The sequence below is a fragment of the Streptomyces sp. DH10 genome, assembly GCF_029813805.1.
GTDB classification, from domain to species: Bacteria; Actinomycetota; Actinomycetes; order Streptomycetales; family Streptomycetaceae; genus Streptomyces; species Streptomyces coeruleofuscus.
This window is the reverse complement of sequence record NZ_JARVKU010000004.1, coordinates 430,141-446,803: the sequence shown is the minus strand read 5'-3', so window position 1 is coordinate 446,803 and position 16,663 is coordinate 430,141. Positions and strand designations below refer to the sequence as shown.

The 16,663-nt window shown below is 71.9% G+C and carries 16 protein-coding genes; 11 read left to right on the top strand and 5 right to left on the bottom strand.

The features are described from left to right. Positions 1–21: 21 nt before the first annotated feature. From QC385_RS11500 to QC385_RS11470, 7 genes are all read left to right on the top strand, one after another. A complete protein-coding gene (locus QC385_RS11500; protein WP_279541161.1) occupies positions 22–1,761 on the top strand; it encodes an FAD-dependent oxidoreductase in 1,740 nt (579 codons plus the stop codon). 54 nt (positions 1,762–1,815) lie between these two features. Then, positions 1,816–2,685 carry an intradiol ring-cleavage dioxygenase gene (locus tag QC385_RS11495; RefSeq protein ID WP_279541160.1) on the top strand — a complete coding sequence of 290 codons (870 nt, stop codon included), beginning with the start codon at positions 1,816–1,818 and terminating at the stop codon, positions 2,683–2,685. Continuing rightward, positions 2,682–3,773: a maleylacetate reductase gene (locus QC385_RS11490; protein ID WP_279541159.1), complete on the top strand. Its 1,092-nt coding sequence runs from the start codon at positions 2,682–2,684 to the stop codon at positions 3,771–3,773. Before QC385_RS11495 ends, QC385_RS11490 begins: the two co-directional genes overlap by 4 nt. A gap of 64 nt (positions 3,774–3,837) precedes the next feature. Further along, positions 3,838–4,674, top strand: a complete 837-nt coding sequence (locus QC385_RS11485) for an NmrA family NAD(P)-binding protein (RefSeq protein WP_279541158.1) — start codon at positions 3,838–3,840, stop codon at positions 4,672–4,674. Positions 4,675–4,876: 202 nt separating this feature from the next. After that, positions 4,877–5,791, top strand: coding sequence for a YceI family protein (locus QC385_RS11480; RefSeq protein ID WP_279541157.1), 915 nt, complete (start codon positions 4,877–4,879; stop codon positions 5,789–5,791). A 340-nt stretch (positions 5,792–6,131) separates the two neighbouring features. Then, on the top strand, positions 6,132–8,174 hold the full coding sequence (gene fusA / locus QC385_RS11475) for an elongation factor G (protein ID WP_279541156.1): 2,043 nt from the start codon (positions 6,132–6,134) through the stop codon (positions 8,172–8,174). Between the two features lie 147 nt (positions 8,175–8,321). Continuing rightward, complete coding sequence (locus QC385_RS11470; protein WP_279541155.1) at positions 8,322–9,185, top strand: alpha/beta fold hydrolase; 864 nt, start codon at positions 8,322–8,324, stop codon at positions 9,183–9,185. A gap of 185 nt (positions 9,186–9,370) precedes the next feature. Here the strand turns inward: QC385_RS11470 and QC385_RS11465 are convergent, their stop codons facing one another. After that, on the bottom strand, positions 9,371–9,982 hold the full coding sequence (locus tag QC385_RS11465) for an HD domain-containing protein (RefSeq protein WP_279541154.1): 612 nt from the start codon (positions 9,980–9,982) through the stop codon (positions 9,371–9,373). Positions 9,983–10,154: 172 nt separating this feature from the next. On the opposite strand from QC385_RS11465, the gene QC385_RS11460 reads away from it, so the two are divergent. Continuing rightward, positions 10,155–10,697 (top strand): hypothetical protein, encoded by a 543-nt coding sequence (locus QC385_RS11460; protein WP_279541153.1) that lies wholly within the window; start codon positions 10,155–10,157, stop codon positions 10,695–10,697. A gap of 13 nt (positions 10,698–10,710) precedes the next feature. Here QC385_RS11460 and QC385_RS11455 read toward each other — a convergent pair whose 3' ends face one another. Next, complete coding sequence (locus tag QC385_RS11455; protein ID WP_279541152.1) at positions 10,711–11,103, bottom strand: SCO5389 family protein; 393 nt, start codon at positions 11,101–11,103, stop codon at positions 10,711–10,713. Positions 11,104–11,181: 78 nt separating this feature from the next. Beyond that, positions 11,182–12,141, bottom strand: coding sequence for an ATP-binding protein (locus QC385_RS11450; protein ID WP_279541151.1), 960 nt, complete (start codon positions 12,139–12,141; stop codon positions 11,182–11,184). Positions 12,142–12,293: 152 nt separating this feature from the next. On the opposite strand from QC385_RS11450, the gene QC385_RS11445 reads away from it, so the two are divergent. Beyond that, positions 12,294–13,808, top strand: coding sequence for an ABC transporter substrate-binding protein (locus tag QC385_RS11445; RefSeq protein ID WP_279541150.1), 1,515 nt, complete (start codon positions 12,294–12,296; stop codon positions 13,806–13,808). Between the two features lie 31 nt (positions 13,809–13,839). On the opposite strand, the gene QC385_RS11440 is transcribed toward QC385_RS11445, so the two are convergent. Next, positions 13,840–14,241 (bottom strand): RidA family protein, encoded by a 402-nt coding sequence (locus QC385_RS11440; protein ID WP_279541149.1) that lies wholly within the window; start codon positions 14,239–14,241, stop codon positions 13,840–13,842. A gap of 112 nt (positions 14,242–14,353) precedes the next feature. On the opposite strand from QC385_RS11440, the gene QC385_RS11435 reads away from it, so the two are divergent. Next, a complete protein-coding gene (locus QC385_RS11435; RefSeq protein WP_086605030.1) occupies positions 14,354–14,734 on the top strand; it encodes a winged helix-turn-helix transcriptional regulator in 381 nt (126 codons plus the stop codon). A gap of 12 nt (positions 14,735–14,746) precedes the next feature. On the opposite strand, the gene QC385_RS11430 is transcribed toward QC385_RS11435, so the two are convergent. Beyond that, entirely contained in the window at positions 14,747–15,505 is a 759-nt protein-coding gene (locus tag QC385_RS11430) for a CDP-alcohol phosphatidyltransferase family protein (RefSeq protein WP_279541148.1), read from the bottom strand. 108 nt (positions 15,506–15,613) lie between these two features. Here QC385_RS11430 and QC385_RS11425 point away from each other — a divergent pair, with 108 nt between their 5' ends. Continuing rightward, the gene (locus QC385_RS11425; RefSeq protein WP_279541147.1) at positions 15,614–16,594 is read left to right on the top strand and encodes a zinc-dependent alcohol dehydrogenase; all 981 of its coding nucleotides are present in this window, start codon (positions 15,614–15,616) and stop codon (positions 16,592–16,594) included. Positions 16,595–16,663: the final 69 nt, after the last annotated feature.

Genomic DNA, 16,663 nt, shown 5'->3' with positions numbered 1-16,663 from the left:
TCTCCCCCCGGTAGGAGCCCCGTGTCCACCGTCGTCGAGACCGACGTCCTGATCGTGGGCAGCGGCCCCGCCGGTGCCTCGGCCGCGCTCGCCCTGAGCACCTACGGCGTGCCCAACATCGTGGTGACCCGCTACGCGAGCCTCGCCGACACACCCCGCGCGCACATCACCAACCAGCGCACCATGGAGGTGCTGCGCGACCTCGGCGTGGAACAGGAGGTCGTCGCACAGGCCACCCCGCAGCACCTGATGGGCAACACGACGTTCTGCACCAGCCTGGCGGGCGAGGAACTGGGCCGGGTGCGCTCCTGGGGCAACGACCCGCTCGTGCAGGCGGCACACGAACTCGCCAGCCCCACCCGCATGTGCGACATGCCGCAGCACCTCATGGAGCCGGTCCTCGTGAACGCGGCCGTCGCCCGCGGCACCCGGTTGCGCTTCGAGACCGAGTACCTCTCCCACACCCAGGACGCCGACGGCGTCACGGCCACAGTCCGCGACCGGCTGCGCGGGGACACGTACGAGATCCGCGCCAAGTACCTGATCGGCGCCGACGGCGGACGGTCGAAGGTCGCCGCGGACGCCGGGCTGCCGATGGGCGGCCAGATGGGCGTGGCCGGCAGCATCAACATCGTCTTCGAGGCGGACCTGGCCAAGTACACCGCGCACCGCCCCTCCACGCTCTACTGGGTCCTCGCGCCCGGCGCCACGGTCGGCGGCATCGGCGCGGGCCTGGTGCGCTGCGTCCGCCCCTGGACCGAGTGGCTGATCGTGTGGGGCTACGACGTCACCGCGGGCGCCCCCGACCTGACCACCGAGTACGCCGAATCCGTCGTGCGCAAGCTCGTCGGCGACGACGACATCCCCGTGACCGTCAAGTCGTCCTCCGCGTGGACCGTCAACGAGATGTACGCGGAGCGCTACGCGAACGGCCGTGTCTTCTGCGCAGGCGACGCCGTGCACCGGCATCCCCCGTCCAACGGCCTCGGCTCCAACACCTCCGTCCAGGACGCCTACAACCTGGCCTGGAAGCTCAAACTCGTCCTCGACGGCACCGCGCACCCCAGACTGCTCGACAGCTACACCGCCGAACGCGCGCCCATCGGCCGGCAGGTCGTCACCCGCGCCAACCAGTCCATCCGCGAGACCGCCCCGGTCTTCGAGGCCCTCGACGGGCTCTCCCCGCAGACCCCCGAGCAGCTGTGGGCCAACATCGCCGCCCGCAAGGACACCACCGAGGCCGCCGCGAAGCAGCGCGCCCGGCTGCGCGAGGCGATCGCCTTCAAGGCGTACGAGTTCAACGCGCACGGAGTCGACCTCAACCAGCGCTACACCTCCGGCGCGATCGTCCCGGACGGCACGCCCGACCCCGGCTTCGACCGCGACCCCGAGCTGCACCACCAGCCGTCCTCCCGCCCCGGCGCCCGGCTCCCGCACGCCTGGATCACCTCGGGCTCCCGCACGCTCTCCACTCTCGACACGGTCGGCCGGGGCCGCTTCACCCTGCTCACCGGCATCGGGGGAGAGGACTGGGTGCGGGCCGCCTCGGCTCAGGCCCTCCCGGTCGCCACCGTGGTGATCGGCCCCGGGCAGGAGTACGAGGACCCGTACGGCGACTGGGCGCACCTGAGCGAGATCTCCGACGCGGGTGCCCTGCTCGTGCGCCCCGACGGTTTCGTCGCCTTCCGGCACGCGTCCGCCGCACCGGACGCCGGCGAACTGCTCGCCGACGCGTTGCGGACCGTCCTCGGACACGCCTGAGCGAGCAATCATGGAAGCAAGGGCAGCAGCGGACTTCCACCACGAGGAGCCGGGATGACCACCGACGCGACCGGAACCGGCGTCACCGAGCAGGCCCTCGCCAGCCTCCAGGGGGCCGCCGAGCCGCGCCTGCGCGAGCTGCTCACCGGCCTCGTCCGCCATCTGCACGACTTCGCGCGCGAGACCCGGCTGACCCAGGAGGAGTGGGAGCGGGCGATCGCCTTTCTCACGGCGACCGGGCAGGCCTGCACCGGCACCCGGCAGGAGTTCATCCTGCTGTCGGACGTGCTCGGGCTGTCCATGCTCGTGGAGACCGTCAACGGTCACCGCGCGCCCGGCGCCACCGAGTCGACCGTGCTCGGGCCCTTCCACATGACCGAGTCGCCGGTCCGCGCGCTCGGCGACGACATCGACCTGGTGGGCGGCGGCGAGCCGTGCGTGGTCAGCGGCCGGGTGCTGTCCGAGGACGGCACACCCCTTCCGGGCGCCGTCGTCGACGTCTGGCAGGCCGACGACAAGGGCTACTACGACGTCCAGCAGCCCGGGGTGCAGCCCGCGGGCAACGGACGCGGACTGTTCACCGCCGACTCCGAGGGCCGCTTCTGGTTCCGCACCTGCGTCCCGGCGCCGTACCCGATTCCCACCGACGGCCCGGTCGGCGGGCTGCTGCGCGCGACCGGGCGGCATCCCTACCGCCCCGCGCACATCCACTTCATCGCCACGGCCGAGGGGCACACGCCCGTCACCACGCACATCTTCGTGGCCGGCGGCGACTACCTCGACTCCGACGCGGTGTTCGCCGTGAAGGAAAGCCTGGTCCAGGACTTCGCGGAGACCGACGACCCGTCCCTGGCGCGGGAGTTCGGCGTGGCGAACCCGTTTCGGCACGCCCGCTTCGACCTCGTCCTGGAGCGTGCCGCATGACGTTCCAGAACGAGTTCTCGTACGAGACCCGGCCCGTGCGCGTCGTGTTCCGGCCCGGCGCGGCCGTCACCGCGACCCCGGGCGAGGCCGCGCATCTGGGCCTGCGGCGGCTGCTCGTGGTGTGCGGCAGCCGGGGCGAAGCCGTCGCCCGGGCGGTCGCGGACGCGCTCGGCGACACCTGTGTGGGAGTGCACGCCGAGGCCCGGATGCACGTACCCGTCGAGGACGCCGACCGGGCCGTGGCGGCCGCACGGGCGGCCGGGGCGGACGGCTGCGTCGCGGTCGGCGGCGGCTCCGCGATCGGGCTCGGCAAGGCGATCGCCCTGCGCACCGGACTGCCGCTGATCGCCGTGCCGTCGACCTACTCGGGTTCCGAGATGACCCCCGTGTGGGGCCTGACCGAGCACGGCACCAAGCGCACCGGCCGCGACCCGGTCGTCCAGCCCCGCGGCGTCGTCTACGACCCCACGCTCACCCTCACCCTGCCCGTGCCGCTGACCGTGACCAGCGGCGTCAACGCGCTCGCGCACGCCGTCGAGGCGCTGTACGCCCCGGACGCCTCGCCGCTGGTCTCGGTCATGGCAGAGGAGGGCGTGCGCGCCATGGCCGAGGCACTGCCGCGACTGGCCGCCGACCCGGAGGACCTCGACGCGCGCAGCCGGGCGCTGTACGCGGCATGGCTGTGCGGCACCTGCCTCGGCTCGACCACGATGGGGCTGCACCACAAGGTGTGCCACGTGCTGGGAGGCACCTTCCGGCTGCCGCACGCCGAGACCCACACCGTCGTCCTGCCGTACGTCCTCGCCCACAACGCCCCCGCCGCCCCGCACGCGCTGGCCGTACTGCGACGGGCCCTCGGCGCCGACGACCCGCCCCGCGCCCTGTGGGAGCTGGCCGGGGGCCTCGGCGCACCGCGGTCCCTCGCCGAACTCGGCCTAGCGGAAAGCGACGTGACACCGGCGGCGGACCGGGTCGCGGGCGAGCCGTACGCCAACCCGCGCCCGGTGACGGCGGAGGAGGTCCGGGCCGTGCTGCGAGCGGCCTACGAGGGCAGCCCACCGGAGTCGGCCGAGACAACCGCCCTCTGACGGACGCGCACTTGACGCGGACTTGCGGACAGTAGCTGACCGCAAGGCTTTCTACGGTCGTGCCATGACACAGACGCAGAAGATCCTTGTCACCGGCGCCACCGGAACCGTCGGCCGCCAGGTCGTCGCCGAACTGCTCGCCCGGGGCCACGAGGTCCGCGCCCTCACCCGGGACGCCGCGAAGGCCGCTTTCCCGGCCGGTGTGGAGGTGGTCGAGGGCGACCTGACGCAACCCGACGGCCTGGCCCCGGCGCTGGAGGGGATCACCGGGCTCCACCTGATCACCTTCGGCGGCGCCGCCCTCTCCCCGCTGGAGACCGGCCCGCGCATCCTGGAGCTGGCCCGCTCGGCCGGCGTCCGCCGGATCACCGTGCTGCACGGCGGCGGAGCCACCCCGCTGGAGGACGCGGTGCGCACCGACGACGGGGTGGAGTGGACCGTACTGATGCCGGTCGAGTTCATGGCCAACGCCCTGGAGTGGGCGGACGGGATCGTGGCCTCGGGTGAGGTGCGGGAGCCGTTCGTCTCCCGGCTGAGTGCCATGGTCCACGAGGGCGACATCGGCGCCGTCGCCGCGGTCGCGCTCATGGAGGAGGGGCACGCGGGCCAGGAGTACGTCATCACCGGCCCCGAGCTGCTCACCGTCGGCGACAAGGTGGCGACGATCGCCGCCGCCGCCGGCCGGGAGATCGCGCTGGTCGAGCTGACCGAGGAACAGGCCGTCGAGCAGTGGCGGGCGGCGGGCCTCCCGGAGAACGTCGTCGGCTTCCTGCTCGAGGCGTACGGCAACACTCCCGAGGTGGGCCGCACGGTCGCGAGCACCGTCGAGAAGGTCACCGGCCGCCCGGCCCGGACCTTCGCCCAGTGGGCGGGGGAACACGCGGACGCGTTCAAGGCGTAGACGCCGGGCGGCCGGCTCCGGCCGTCGCAGGCTGTCTCCAGCTGTTTCCGGCCATCTCCGGGTGTCTCGTAATGAGACACCCGTCCCGGAGACCGGTCCCGCAGAATCGGCAAGGGGGTGTGACCGCAGCATGGTGCGGCCGTCGGCGTGCGCTGAAACCGCCGCTCGTACGGCCGCGCCACCCCGAAGAAAGGTGAACCACATGGCCCTCGCACTGCTCCGGCGCCGGTGGCTCAAGAACACCTCCGCCGCAGCGGCGGGCCTCGCCCTCCCCCTCCCCGCAGGCGCGGGCGCCGTGGCCCGCGAGGTCGTCGACCCGATGGGTACGCCCCTGGCGGCCGCGGACGTCACCGTCACCGCGCTGGACACCCACCGGGTGGCGGCCCGCGGCACGACCGACCCGTACGGCTACTTCCTCGCGGCGCTGCCGCCCGGCCGGTACAGCCTGCTGATCTCGGCGCAGGGCCTGCGTCCGCACCGCGAGACGATCGAGACGGGCCCGGGCGCCCCGACGGCCACCGAGCGCGTCTGGCTGCAGCCCGCCGAGGCGCTCCAGCTGCCGACGCCCGGCACCTGGCTCTTCGACCCGCCGCACACCGCGATCCGGTTCATCGCCAAGCACGTAGGCATGGCCCATGTCCACGGCCGTTTCGAACGCTTCGAGGGCGGCATCCGGATCGCCCAGGACATGACCGACTCCCAGGTGCACGTCCGCATCGACGCCTCCAGCATCACCACCGGCAACACCACCCGCGACAACCACCTGCGGTCCGCCGACTTCCTGGACGTCGAACGCTTCCCGCACATCGACTTCACGAGCGCCCGCTTCGCCTACCGGGGCGGCAGCAAGTGGACGCTGCAGGGTTCCCTCACGATGCACGGCGTCAGCCGCTCGGTGGCCTTGGACACGACATACCTCGGCACCGTGAACGGCGGCTACGGCCAGGAGTTGCGCTGCGCGGCCCTGGCCACGGCGGAGCTGCACCGCGAGGACTTCACGCTCAACTGGCGTTCCATGCTGGCCCGGGGCATCGCGGTGGTCGGTCCGACGGTGCAACTGGAGCTGGACGTCCAGGCGATGTACCGGACCCACGACACCCCGACCCCGCCGGAATAATCCCTGGCCCGCTTCTCTCACCCCTCCCTACACTCACCGAGTACCCGGCGCCCGCCCACGACGTGAGCGGCGGCGCACCGACGTGACGAACGAAGGGAGACGGCCATGCGTGACCGCACCGCTGCCACCGTCCCCCTGCCGCGCTACGAGGTGATCCTCGTGTCCTCGTCGCTCCGGTGCCCGCTGCGCGGCGGCACCGGATGACCGGGACGAACGTCTGAGAAGGCCCGCGCACAGCTTGCCGACGCGAAGTCGGCAGGCTGTCCACGCTTGTCGCCACGCCCGCCTCGCCCGGTAATCGCGCTGCCCCTTTCCTGAACGCTTCGAAAGGCCCTGGGCCGTGCGCATCAACCACAACCCGCTCGCCGTCGTCCGCAACCTCGGCATCCTCGCCCACGTCGACGCCGGCAAAACCACCGTCACCGAACGGATCCTCTTCGCCACCGGAACCACGCACAAGCGCGGCGAGGTCCACGACGGCACGACCGTCACCGACTTCGACCCGCAGGAGCGGGACCGGGGCATCACCATCTTCGCCGCGGCGGTGAGCTGCGCCTGGGACGGTCACCGGATCAACCTGATCGACACCCCGGGGCACGTCGACTTCGCCGACGAGGTGGAGCGTGCGCTGCGCGTCCTCGACGGTGCGGTGGCCGTGTTCGACGCGGTGGCCGGGGTGGAGCCGCAGAGCGAGTCGGTGTGGCGGCAGGCCGACCGGCACGGCGTACCGAGGATCGCGTTCGTCAACAAGATGGACCGCGCAGGTGCCGACCTGGACGCGGCCGTCGCGTCGATCAGGGATCGGCTGCACCCGGCCCCGCTGGTCGTGCAGTTGCCGATCGGCTCGGAGGACACCTTCACCGGCGTCGTCGACCTCGTAGGCATGCGCGCCCTGGTGTGGACCGACGGCGGCGCCGTCGAGGACGCGCCGGTGCCGGACGACCTCCGGGACGAGGCCCGCGCACGCCGCCGAGCGCTGGAGGAGGCCGTGGCGGAACTCCATCCGGGCGCCCTGGAGGAGTTCTGCGACACGGGCACGCTCGGCGAGCGGACCCTCTCCTCGGCGCTGCGGGACCTGACCCGGGACGGTGACGGCGTGGTCGTGCTGTGCGGCTCCGCGTACCGCAACCGCGGTGTCGAGCCGCTGCTCGAGGCGGTCGTGGCCTATCTGCCGTCGCCGCTGGACGTGCCGCCGGTCAGGGGCACGTACAACGGCGACGACCAGGAGCGGCCCGCGGATCCGGCGGCCCCGCCGGCGGCCCTCGCCTTCAAGGTGCATGCCACCCCGACAGGACGGCTGACCTACCTGCGGATCTACTCCGGGACGATCGAGAAGGGAGACACCCTGTGGGACGCGAGCGCGCGCCGCACCGAGCGGATCGGCCGCATCCTGCGCGTCCAGGCCGACCGGCACGCACCGCTGGAGCGGGCGGTCGCCGGGGACATCGTCGCCGTCGTCGGGCTCAAGTCGGCCCGCGCCGGCTCGACCCTGTGCGCGCCGGACGCCCCGCTCGTCCTGGAACCGCCGGGCGTGCCCGAGCCGGTGGTCTCGGCCGCGGTCGAGTCCCGCAGGGCAGGCGACACCGACCGTCTGGCGTCCGGGCTGGCCCGGCTGACCGAGGAAGACCCCTCTCTGGTCGTGCGGACCGACCCGGAGACCGGGCAGACCGTACTGTCGGGCATGGGTGAACTGCACCTGGAGGTGGCCGTGGAGAAGCTCCGGCGCGAGCTCGGACTGGAGGTCAACGTCGGCCGCCCCCGGGTCAGTTACCGCGAGACGGTCGCCCGGGGCGTGTCCGGTCTCGTCTACCGGCACGTCAAACAGGACGGCGGAGCGGGGCAGTTCGCCCATGTCGTCCTCGACGTGGAGCCGTGCGAGGAGGGCGGGTTCGCCTTCCGGTCGGCCGTCGTCGGCGGGCGCGTGCCGCAGGAGTACGTCCGGGCCGTCGAGGCGGGCTGCCGCGACGCCCTCACCGAAGGGCCGCTCGGCGGGCACCCGGTGACCGGGCTGCGCGTCACGCTCACCGACGGGGCGACCCACGTGAAGGACTCCTCGGACACGGCGTTCCGCACGGCCGGCCGCCTCGGCCTCCGCGAAGCCCTGCGCGCCTGCGCGATGGTCCTGCTGGAGCCGGTCGTCGAGGTCACGGTCACCGTTCCCGAGGACGCGGTGGGCGGCGTGCTCGGCGACCTCGCCGCCCGGCGCGGCCGCGTCACCGCCTCGGCCACCCGCGCGGGCGCGGCGGTCGTCACGGCCACCGTGCCGCTGGCCGAACTCTTCGGCTACGCGACCCGCTTGCGCAGCCGCACCCAGGGCCGCGGCACCTTCACGACCCGGCCCACCGGCTACGCGCCGGCGCCGGTCACGACGCCGACGCGGTAGCGGGACGGCGGTCGGCCCCTCCCCGGAAGAGGGAGGGGCCGACCCGCTCACCGCTAGGACACCACCGTCGACGCCACGGTGGACGGCACTGACACCCCGGCGGATATCCGGTTGCCCCGGCCTCCGCCCCCTGCCACCCTCGCGCCCATGCCCACCTTCACCGCCCCCGACGGCACCACCCTCGCCTACCACGCGACGGGGGACGGCCCGCCTCTGGTCTGCCTCCCCGGCGGCCCGATGCAGGACTCGGTCTACCTGGGGGACCTGGGTGGCCTGACCGCCCACCGCACCCTGATCCGGCTGGACCTCAGGGGCACGGGCCGGTCGGCTGTGCCGACGGACACGGCGTCGTACCGCTGTGACCGGCAGGTCGCCGATGTCGAGGCGCTGCGTGAGGAACTGGGCCTGGAGCGGCTGGATCTCCTCGCGCACTCCGCCGGTGCCAATCTGGCCGCGCTGTACACCGCCCGCCATCCGGACCGCGTGGGCCGGCTCGTCCTGATCACGCCCAGCGTCTTCGCCGTCGGCCTCGACATCGCCGCCGAGGACCGCCTGGAGACGGCACGCCTGCGCCGGGACGAACCGTGGTTCGCCCCGGCGTACGCGTCCCTGGAGGCCATCACGGCCGGCCGGGCCACGGCCGCCGACTGGGACGCCGTCGCCCCCTTCTGGTTCGCCCGCTGGGACGACGAGGCCCGGGCCTTCCATGCGGCGGAGCAGCGACAGCGCAACGACGAAGCCGCCGCGCGCTACGCCTCCGACGGTGCCTTCGAGCCCCACCTCACCCGGAGCTGCCTTGCCGCGTTTCCCTCACCGGTCCTCGTCCTCGCCGGGGAGTACGACGTGGCGGGGCCCCCGCGCGTGATGAAGGAGTACGCGGGGCTGTTCCCGCGCGCCGAACTGGTCGTGCAGAACGTGGCCGGGCACTTTCCGTGGAGGGACGACCCGGAGCGGTTCGTGACCGCACTGGTGGCCTTCCTGGACGAGGCCGGCGGTGTCAGTGGTCCCTGAACCCGGGCGTCGGGACGTGTTCTGGGTCCGTCTGTGCGGCCAGGCCCTCACCCGTGCGGGCGTCCGCCCAGGCCTGCAAGGGGTTTGCCGCGTTCGCCGACACGGGCGTCGACCGGGCGAGAGGCTGCGACGGGTCGGCCGGGGCACCCTTCGGGCGGCTCGCTCCAGCCGGCGCCGTGAGTCACCTACGGACCAGCCACCCGCTGGATGCTGCCGCCGCACTGAACCGGCCGGTTGAGGTCCGGGTCGCCGAACTCCGCACGCAGGTTCTGGAAGGCGGTCACCTTGTCCTCGCCGAAGCGGCGGACGTGGGTGGCGTATTCATCGGGGGAGAGGAACGCCGACGGCCTGGACTTGGTGTGGAACTTGTCCGCGTACATCACCAGCCTCTCCTCCTCCGTCTCCGCCAGGTAGTCGGCGGGTGGGAGGGGCAGCCCCTGGCTCACGACGTCGTGCCGTGTGAGTCCCACTCCGGTGTGGTGGGAGCAGAAGCGGCGGAGGGTTTCGGGGAAGCCCTCCGCTTCGAGGATCTCGTGGCCGAGCAGTCCGTGCCGGATGTAATTCTCGTGGTCCAGCCGCCCGTCGTCCCCGTAGAGGCGGTAGACGCCGATGTCGTGAAGGAGGCAGCCGGCCCGGACCAGTTCGGCATCGAGGTGAGCGAGGTGGGGAGAGGAGAGGAGCTGTTCGGCGATTCCCCAGACGATCTCGCAGTGCGTGTGGACGAGCGTGAACGCTTCGGCGGTGGGCGCGTGCTTCTCGTGCAGCGCTTGGATCTCTGCGGGGCTCGGAATCCTCACCGGAGGAGCGTAACAACCGCCGATCCCGGGTGGTCGGCCAGTTCCCACGCCGCCTGTTTCCACGCGATCGGGTGATGCTGCGGATGAGCGGGCACGGGCTGGCTTCGCGGGCCGTTCGAGCTGGTGACGGGGACTTCTCGTCCATTGTCATTCACGGCAAGGGGAGCACACCATGGGCCTGCACTTCCACCGCAACCCCGACGGCACGACGACCGGGCGCAACGAGGCCAACGGCTTCACCGTGACGCATGCCGAAGAAGAAGAGGTGAAGCGGCAGTTGTATGAGGACGCCGGGTGGGAGTACACGCCTCCACCACCTCCGGTTCCGCCCGGGTTCCACCGGTTCTCTTTGGTGCACGACGAGTTCCGGGCCTCCGGGTTCGAGGACGAGAGGTATGCGGGGCTGCGGGCGCGTCCCCCGGAGGGGTGCGTGCCGGCCGACTGGGGTTGCTTCGCCCTGGAGTGCGAGCGGCCGGGGAAGACGCTCATGGACGCGGTCGCCGGTACCGTCGCGGAGGTCCGCCGACAGCACGGGCTGGTGATGAACAGCCTGGGTGTCGAGAAGCCCCAGGAATGGTTCGACGCGGACAGCAAGAACGGATACGCGGCGAAGATCGTCGCGCACTTGGTGCTGATGGCCGCTGACCGCGCCCGACTGCTCGGATACGGGCGCAAGGACGTCGTCCGGCTACTCGATGCCACGGGGATCGAGTAGCCGGTGCGGTGGGTCAGCAGTCCCTGAACTCCGGTGACTGGTTCAGGATCTGGGACCGGACGGACGTGAAGCGCGCGTACGTCTCCCCGTCCCGCGACTCCGGGCGGAACGCCGCCACCCGGTGGCAGTTCTGGAAGGCCAGCGTGATGCCGAAGTGGCGTTCCAGGCTGGTGCGGATCGCGTCGCTGGCGAGAGCGCGCAGGAGCTGGCCGCGCTCCTGTTCCGACGGGGGAGGGGTCTGGTTGTCGGTGAAGTAGACCTGGCTGTCGCGGAGTTCGGTGGCGAGGGAGGCGATCAGGTCGTAGGCGTAGGGGAGGGAGGTGCGGACCGTGTCCACGAAGTCCTCCTCGCGGATGTCGCCCTGCTCGGCTTCGGCGAGGAGCTTCGGGGAGACGTCGAGAGACATGGGGGAGTGTCGTCCTGTCTGGTCGGCAGTAGGGCGGTGGGGCAGTAGGGCGATGGAGCGGTAGGGGTCGGGAGGAGGTCAGGGGTTCGGACGGGTGCCCGGGACGTAGTCCGGGTCGATCTGGGCGGCCAGGTCCTCGCCCGTACGCGCGTCCGCCCATGCGCGGGCGTTGCGCAGGTGGAACTCGACGGCGTGGCGGTGGAGCCGGTCCCAGTCGCGGGGGTGGGAGTCGACGGCCTCGCGGAGGATCGTGAGGGCGTGGCGGTTGTGCGGCTCCAGGGACTCCAGGGCGTCCAGGCCGCCCTCGGTGCGGCCCTGTTCGGCCGCGCGGACCCAGGGGGACTGGACCAGGTAGGTCAGGAGGTCGTCCCCCACCTGTTCCTTGAGGAAGAGGAGGTCGTCCTCGCCGGTCACCTTGTTGCCGATGACCGCGATGCGGATGCCGAACTGTTCCGCGTGGTCGCGGTACTGGCGGTAGACCGACACGCCCTTGCGGGTGGGTTCCGCCACCAGGAAGGTGATGTCGAAACGGGTGAACAGGCCGGAGGCGAAGGCGTCCGCGCCCGCCGTCATGTCGACCACGACGTATTCGCCGGGGCCGTCCGCCAGGTGGCCGAGGTACAGCTCGACCGCGCCCAGCTTGGAGTGGTAGCAGGCCACGCCCAGGTCGGACTCGTCGAACTCGCCGGTGACCATCAGCGGGACGCCGCCCGCCCGGCCGACGTGCCGGGCGTGCAGTTCGTCGTCGCCGAGTGGGCGCAGGAGGCGGGAGCCGCGTCCCGGGGGAGTTGTCTTGATCATCGCCTCGCGGGAGGTGATGCGGGGGTTCGTGCCGCGCAGGAAGTCCTTGATCTCCCCCAGGCGCTCACCCAGGGGAGGGGCGGACCTCTCCTCCTCGCCGAGCGCCTCGGCCAGGTGCTGGTTGATGTCGCCGTCGATGGCGAGGACCGGGGCGCCGGAGCGCGCCAGGTGGCGGGAGAAGAGCGCCGACAGCGTGGTCTTGCCGCTGCCGCCCTTGCCGACGAACGCGACCCTCACGACCGCTCCACCGTGTTGAAAATGAATGTCATGTGGTTAGGTTTAGGGAGTGATCGTCGCCGCTGTCAAATTGCTTGCTCCGTATGGGACTTGCGGAGCGTCCGAGTGGCGGACCCCCGGTCGGCCGGTACTCCGACCTTGATGCATATGCTGTGCAAGTGCGTGTTCTCAGCATCAAGTGTTCGTTCCGGTTCCTCGCCGCCCTCGTCCTCGTCCCGGGGCTGGCGGGCTGCTTCGCCTCTCCCGGCGGGGAGTCGTCGTCGGACGGCGGGTCATCGGGCTCACGTTTGCGCGTCGCCCTCGCCTTCCCGCCCGCCGAGAACCTCTCGCCGTACGGCGCCGACGCCACGCTCCTCAGCCGGCTCGGCGTCACCGAGGGGCTGACCGCCCTGGACGCCAACGGTGCCGCGGCCCCCGCGCTCGCCGAGTCCTGGCGCCGCGAGAGCGACCGCACCTGGCGGTTCACCCTGCGCGAGGCAACCTTCCAGGACGGCACGGACGTCACCCCGTCCGCCGTGTCCGACGCGCTCACCCGCGCCACGAAGGCCAAGCCCGTGCCCGCAGCCCTCGCCGGTGTCAGCCTCGACGCCGAGGCCGACGGCAGCCGCGGCATCCGTGTCACCACCGCCGCGGCCGATCCCGTCCTGCCCATGCGCCTGTCCAGCCCGAGCCTGGCGATCCTCTCCCCGAAGGCGTACGAGGAGAAGGGCGCCCCCACGCCGGTCGGCACCGCCACCGGGCCCTTCGAGATCACCGCGGTCGACAGCGGCGGCTCCGCCACCCTCGACCGCTTCGACGACTACTGGGGCGGACGCGCCCACGCCTCCGGCATCGACGCGCGCTTCGTCAAGGACGGAACCGCGCGCGCCAACGCGGTGCGCACCGGCGACGTCGACATCGCCGAGGCGCTCCCCGTCGCCCAGGCCGCCACCCTCGACAAGGCGACCCTCGAGGAAGCCGGCACCACCCGGACGACCAGCCTTCAACTCAACACCAGGAGCGGTCCGTTCAAGGACCCGAAGCTGCGCGCCGCCGCGCGTACGGCGGTCGACTCCTCCGTCATCGTCAAGGGCGTCTTCGAGGGGTACGCCGACCCGGGCGCGGGCATCTACGGCCCCGCCGTCACCTGGGCCGACAGCAAGCGCGTGAAGCCGACGGGACGCGCCGCCGCCGCCCGGCCCGACGGCACGCGGATCACCCTCGCCACCTACGACAACCGGCCCGAACTGCCCGAGGTCGCCCAGGTCGTGCAACAGCAGCTCCAAAAGGCCGGTTTCACGGTGAAGCTGGAAGTGCGCGAGTACTCCCGGCTGGAGAGCGACGCGCTGGCCGGGAAGTTCGACGCGTTCATCGGCGCCCGCAACAGCCTGCTGGACACCGGCGACCCCGTCGGCGTCCTCGCCAGTGACTACACCTGCGACGGCGGCTACAACCTGGCCCTGCTGTGCGACAAGGGCGTCGACCGGGCCGTCGAGAAGGCCGACGGAACCGACGGCACGGGCGAGCGGCAGGACGCGGCCATGGCCGCCGAGGCGGCGATCCTCGGTACGGACGCGGTCGTGCCGCTGGCCCATCAGCAGATCATCGCGGGCGTCTCCAGCAAGGTCAGGGGAGTGGTCCTCGACCCGTACGAGAGGGCCCTGGTGGGCACCGGGACGCGTCGCTGATCATCTCCCGCCAGGAGGCCGTCACCCCGACTCACGCCGGCAGCTTCGTGTCGATCACACAGCTGATCTCGACCGTCTGTCCGGGGAAGGTGAGTTCGGTGACGCCCAAGGCCGTGCTGACCGGGCGGTGGGTACCGAAGTACGCGCGGTTGCCCTCCGCGATCACGTCGGCGTTCTTCACCAGGTCCACCACGTACAGCGTCTGCGAGACGATCTGGTTGCGCGTGACGCCGTAGTGGGCCAGCACCTTGTCGATGTTGGCGTAGGTCCCCTCCAGCTGAGCGGCGACGTCCTCCTCCGGGCGGAAGCCGCCCGCCTCGTCGAACGAGAGCTGTCCGGAGACGTGGATCAGATCGCCGGACCTGATCGCCTGCGCGTAGCCGAAGTAGTTCTCGGCCGGTATGGCGTGGTCGTAGACGTCGATCGTGGTCATGGTTCCCGTCCTTCCGTCGAGCGCTCACCGCGCTCTCTTGTGGTTACTCGGAAACCGTAGGAGAGTGAGGGCCGACCTGGAAGAACGCACTTTTCAGTGACTGGGGAACCAGATGGTGACCAAGCAGTTGAGGGACCTGCCGGAGAACGCGGACCTGCGGCGGGCCGACTCCCTGGCCCGCGAGATCTTCTCCGACGTGGCCAACAAGTGGGCGCTGCTCATCATCGAGGCCCTCGGTGAACGCACCCTGCGCTTCAGTGAGTTGCGTGACGAGGTCGAGGGCGTCAGCCACAAGATGCTCACGCAGAACCTGCGGATGCTGGAGCGAAACGGCCTGGTCGACCGGAAGGTGCATCCCACCGTGCCGCCGAAGGTCGAGTACACACTCACCGAACCGGGCCGGGCCCTGCGCGCCACGGTCGACCTGATCTGCGGCTGGACCCATGAGTACCTCGGGCACATCGAGTCGGCGCGCGGCCGGTTCGACGCCTGACCGGCCGGGGCGTCAGCTCGCGACCAGTTCCCGCACCTGCCGCCGGGCCGGGGCCTTCTCGATCCGCGAGGTGCGGTACAGCCACAGCACATCACGGCCGAACGACCACACCAGCAGGCCCAGGGCCAGGGCCGCGACCCCGAAGTTGGCCGCGTACGGCAGCAGATCGGCGCCCGCCAGCAGCAGGAGTACGCCCTGGAGCGCCGCGACCGTCTTGCGGGCCGTGCTCGGCGGGAGTGCCGCGGTCAGCCAGGGCCAGACGCGGGCGGCACCGACGAAGACGTACCGCATGCCGCCGATCAGCAGCACCCACAGGCCCAGTTGCATCGACACGTACACGCTCAGCACCAGGATCAGGAACGCGTCGACCTCCATGTCGAAGCGCGCGCCCAGCGGGGTCGAGGTGCCGGTGCGGCGGGCCACCTTGCCGTCGACACCGTCGAGGATCAGGGCCACCGCCGTCAGACCGACCAGCAGCGACACGGGCGGCGAGCTCTGGAAGGAGTCCGCGACCAGCGCGGTGACCCCGCCGACGAGGGTGGCCCGGCCGAGGGTGACCCGGTTCGCCGCGCCGAACGAGCGCAGCCGGGAACGGTGCAGGGCCCGGGAGAGCACCGCCCAGGTGGCGATCGCGAACGCGAGGCCCGTCAGCCAGCCCGCCGGCCCCATCCCGATCGCCGTTCCGATCAGGGCCAGCAGCAGGATCTGCACTCCCGCCCCCAGGGCGGTCTCCTGCTGGAGCCTCGCGTCGTAAGTGTTGTTCAGGGCCACCGAACACCCTCCGGCCGTGTGACAGAGTCGATCAACGCCGCTACCTTGTGCGCGGCCTGTGCACCCCTCGGTACGCAAGCAGCTTCCCGATCGTTCAGGAGGACTTCGATGAAGCACACCGGACGCGCGTTCTGGATCGACTCGCCTGGGCGAGGCGTAATCCGGGACGTCGCCCTGCCGGAGCCCGGCGAAGGCGAGGTGCTGGTCCGCGCCCTGTACTCCGGCGTCAGCCGGGGCACGGAGACGCTGGTCTTCCGCGGCGGCGTGCCGGTCAGCCAGCACACGGCCATGCGGGCGCCGTTCCAGGAGGGCGACTTCCCGGGCCCGGTGAAGTACGGCTACCTCAGCGTCGGCGTGGTGGAGGAGGGGCCCGCAGCGCTCGCCGGACGTACGGTGTTCTGCCTCTACCCGCACCAGACCCGGTACGTCGTCCCGGTGAGCGCCGTCACACCCGTACCCGACACCGTGCCGGCCGAGCGGGCCGTGCTCGCGGGCACCGTGGAGACCGCCGTCAACGCCCTGTGGGACGCCGCGCCCCTGGTCGGAGACCGGATCGCCGTGGTCGGCGGGGGCATGGTCGGCTGCTCGGTGGCCGCGCTGCTCGCCCGGTTCCCCGGTGTCCGCGTCCAGTTGGTCGACGCCGATCCGGGCCGGGCAGGCATCGCCAAGGCCCTGGGTGTCGGCTTCGCCTCCCCCGAGGACGCCCTCGGCGAGTGCGACCTGGTCGTCCACGCCAGCGCCACCGAGCAGGGCCTCGCCCGGTCCCTGGAACTCCTCACCGCCGAAGGGACCGTGCTCGAACTGAGCTGGTACGGCGACCGGCAGGTGAGCGTGCCGCTCGGCGAGGCCTTCCACTCCCGGCGGCTCGTCATCCGCTCCAGCCAGGTCGGCACCGTCTCCCCGGCCCGCCCGAACCGCACCTACGCCGACCGGCTCGCGCTCGCCCTCGACCTGCTCGCCGACCCGGCCCTCGACGCCCTCGTCACCGGCGAATCCGCCTTCGAGGACCTGCCGGACGTGCTGCCGAAGCTCGCCTCCGGCGAGATCCCCGCGCTGTGCCACCGGGTCCGCTACGACGAGAGCGAATGACGCATCGGCTGACGAATCGACTGACGCATCGACTGACGAATCGTTCCATCCGGTACGGGTTCCGTACGA

Excerpts from the sequence above, each read along its gene's own strand:
- QC385_RS11460 (WP_279541153.1), top strand. The coding sequence starts at position 10,155 with ATGGGCCTGCACTTCCACCGCAACCCCGACGGCACGACGACCGGGCGC.
- QC385_RS11480 (WP_279541157.1), top strand. The coding sequence starts at position 4,877 with ATGGCCCTCGCACTGCTCCGGCGCCGGTGGCTCAAGAACACCTCCGCC.
- QC385_RS11495 (WP_279541160.1), top strand. The coding sequence starts at position 1,816 with ATGACCACCGACGCGACCGGAACCGGCGTCACCGAGCAGGCCCTCGCC.
- QC385_RS11485 (WP_279541158.1), top strand. The coding sequence starts at position 3,838 with ATGACACAGACGCAGAAGATCCTTGTCACCGGCGCCACCGGAACCGTC.
- QC385_RS11425 (WP_279541147.1), top strand. The coding sequence starts at position 15,614 with ATGAAGCACACCGGACGCGCGTTCTGGATCGACTCGCCTGGGCGAGGC.
- QC385_RS11455 (WP_279541152.1), bottom strand. The coding sequence starts at position 11,103 with ATGTCTCTCGACGTCTCCCCGAAGCTCCTCGCCGAAGCCGAGCAGGGC.
- QC385_RS11490 (WP_279541159.1), top strand. The coding sequence starts at position 2,682 with ATGACGTTCCAGAACGAGTTCTCGTACGAGACCCGGCCCGTGCGCGTC.
- QC385_RS11470 (WP_279541155.1), top strand. The coding sequence starts at position 8,322 with ATGCCCACCTTCACCGCCCCCGACGGCACCACCCTCGCCTACCACGCG.
- QC385_RS11440 (WP_279541149.1), bottom strand. The coding sequence starts at position 14,241 with ATGACCACGATCGACGTCTACGACCACGCCATACCGGCCGAGAACTAC.
- QC385_RS11435 (WP_086605030.1), top strand. The coding sequence starts at position 14,354 with ATGGTGACCAAGCAGTTGAGGGACCTGCCGGAGAACGCGGACCTGCGG.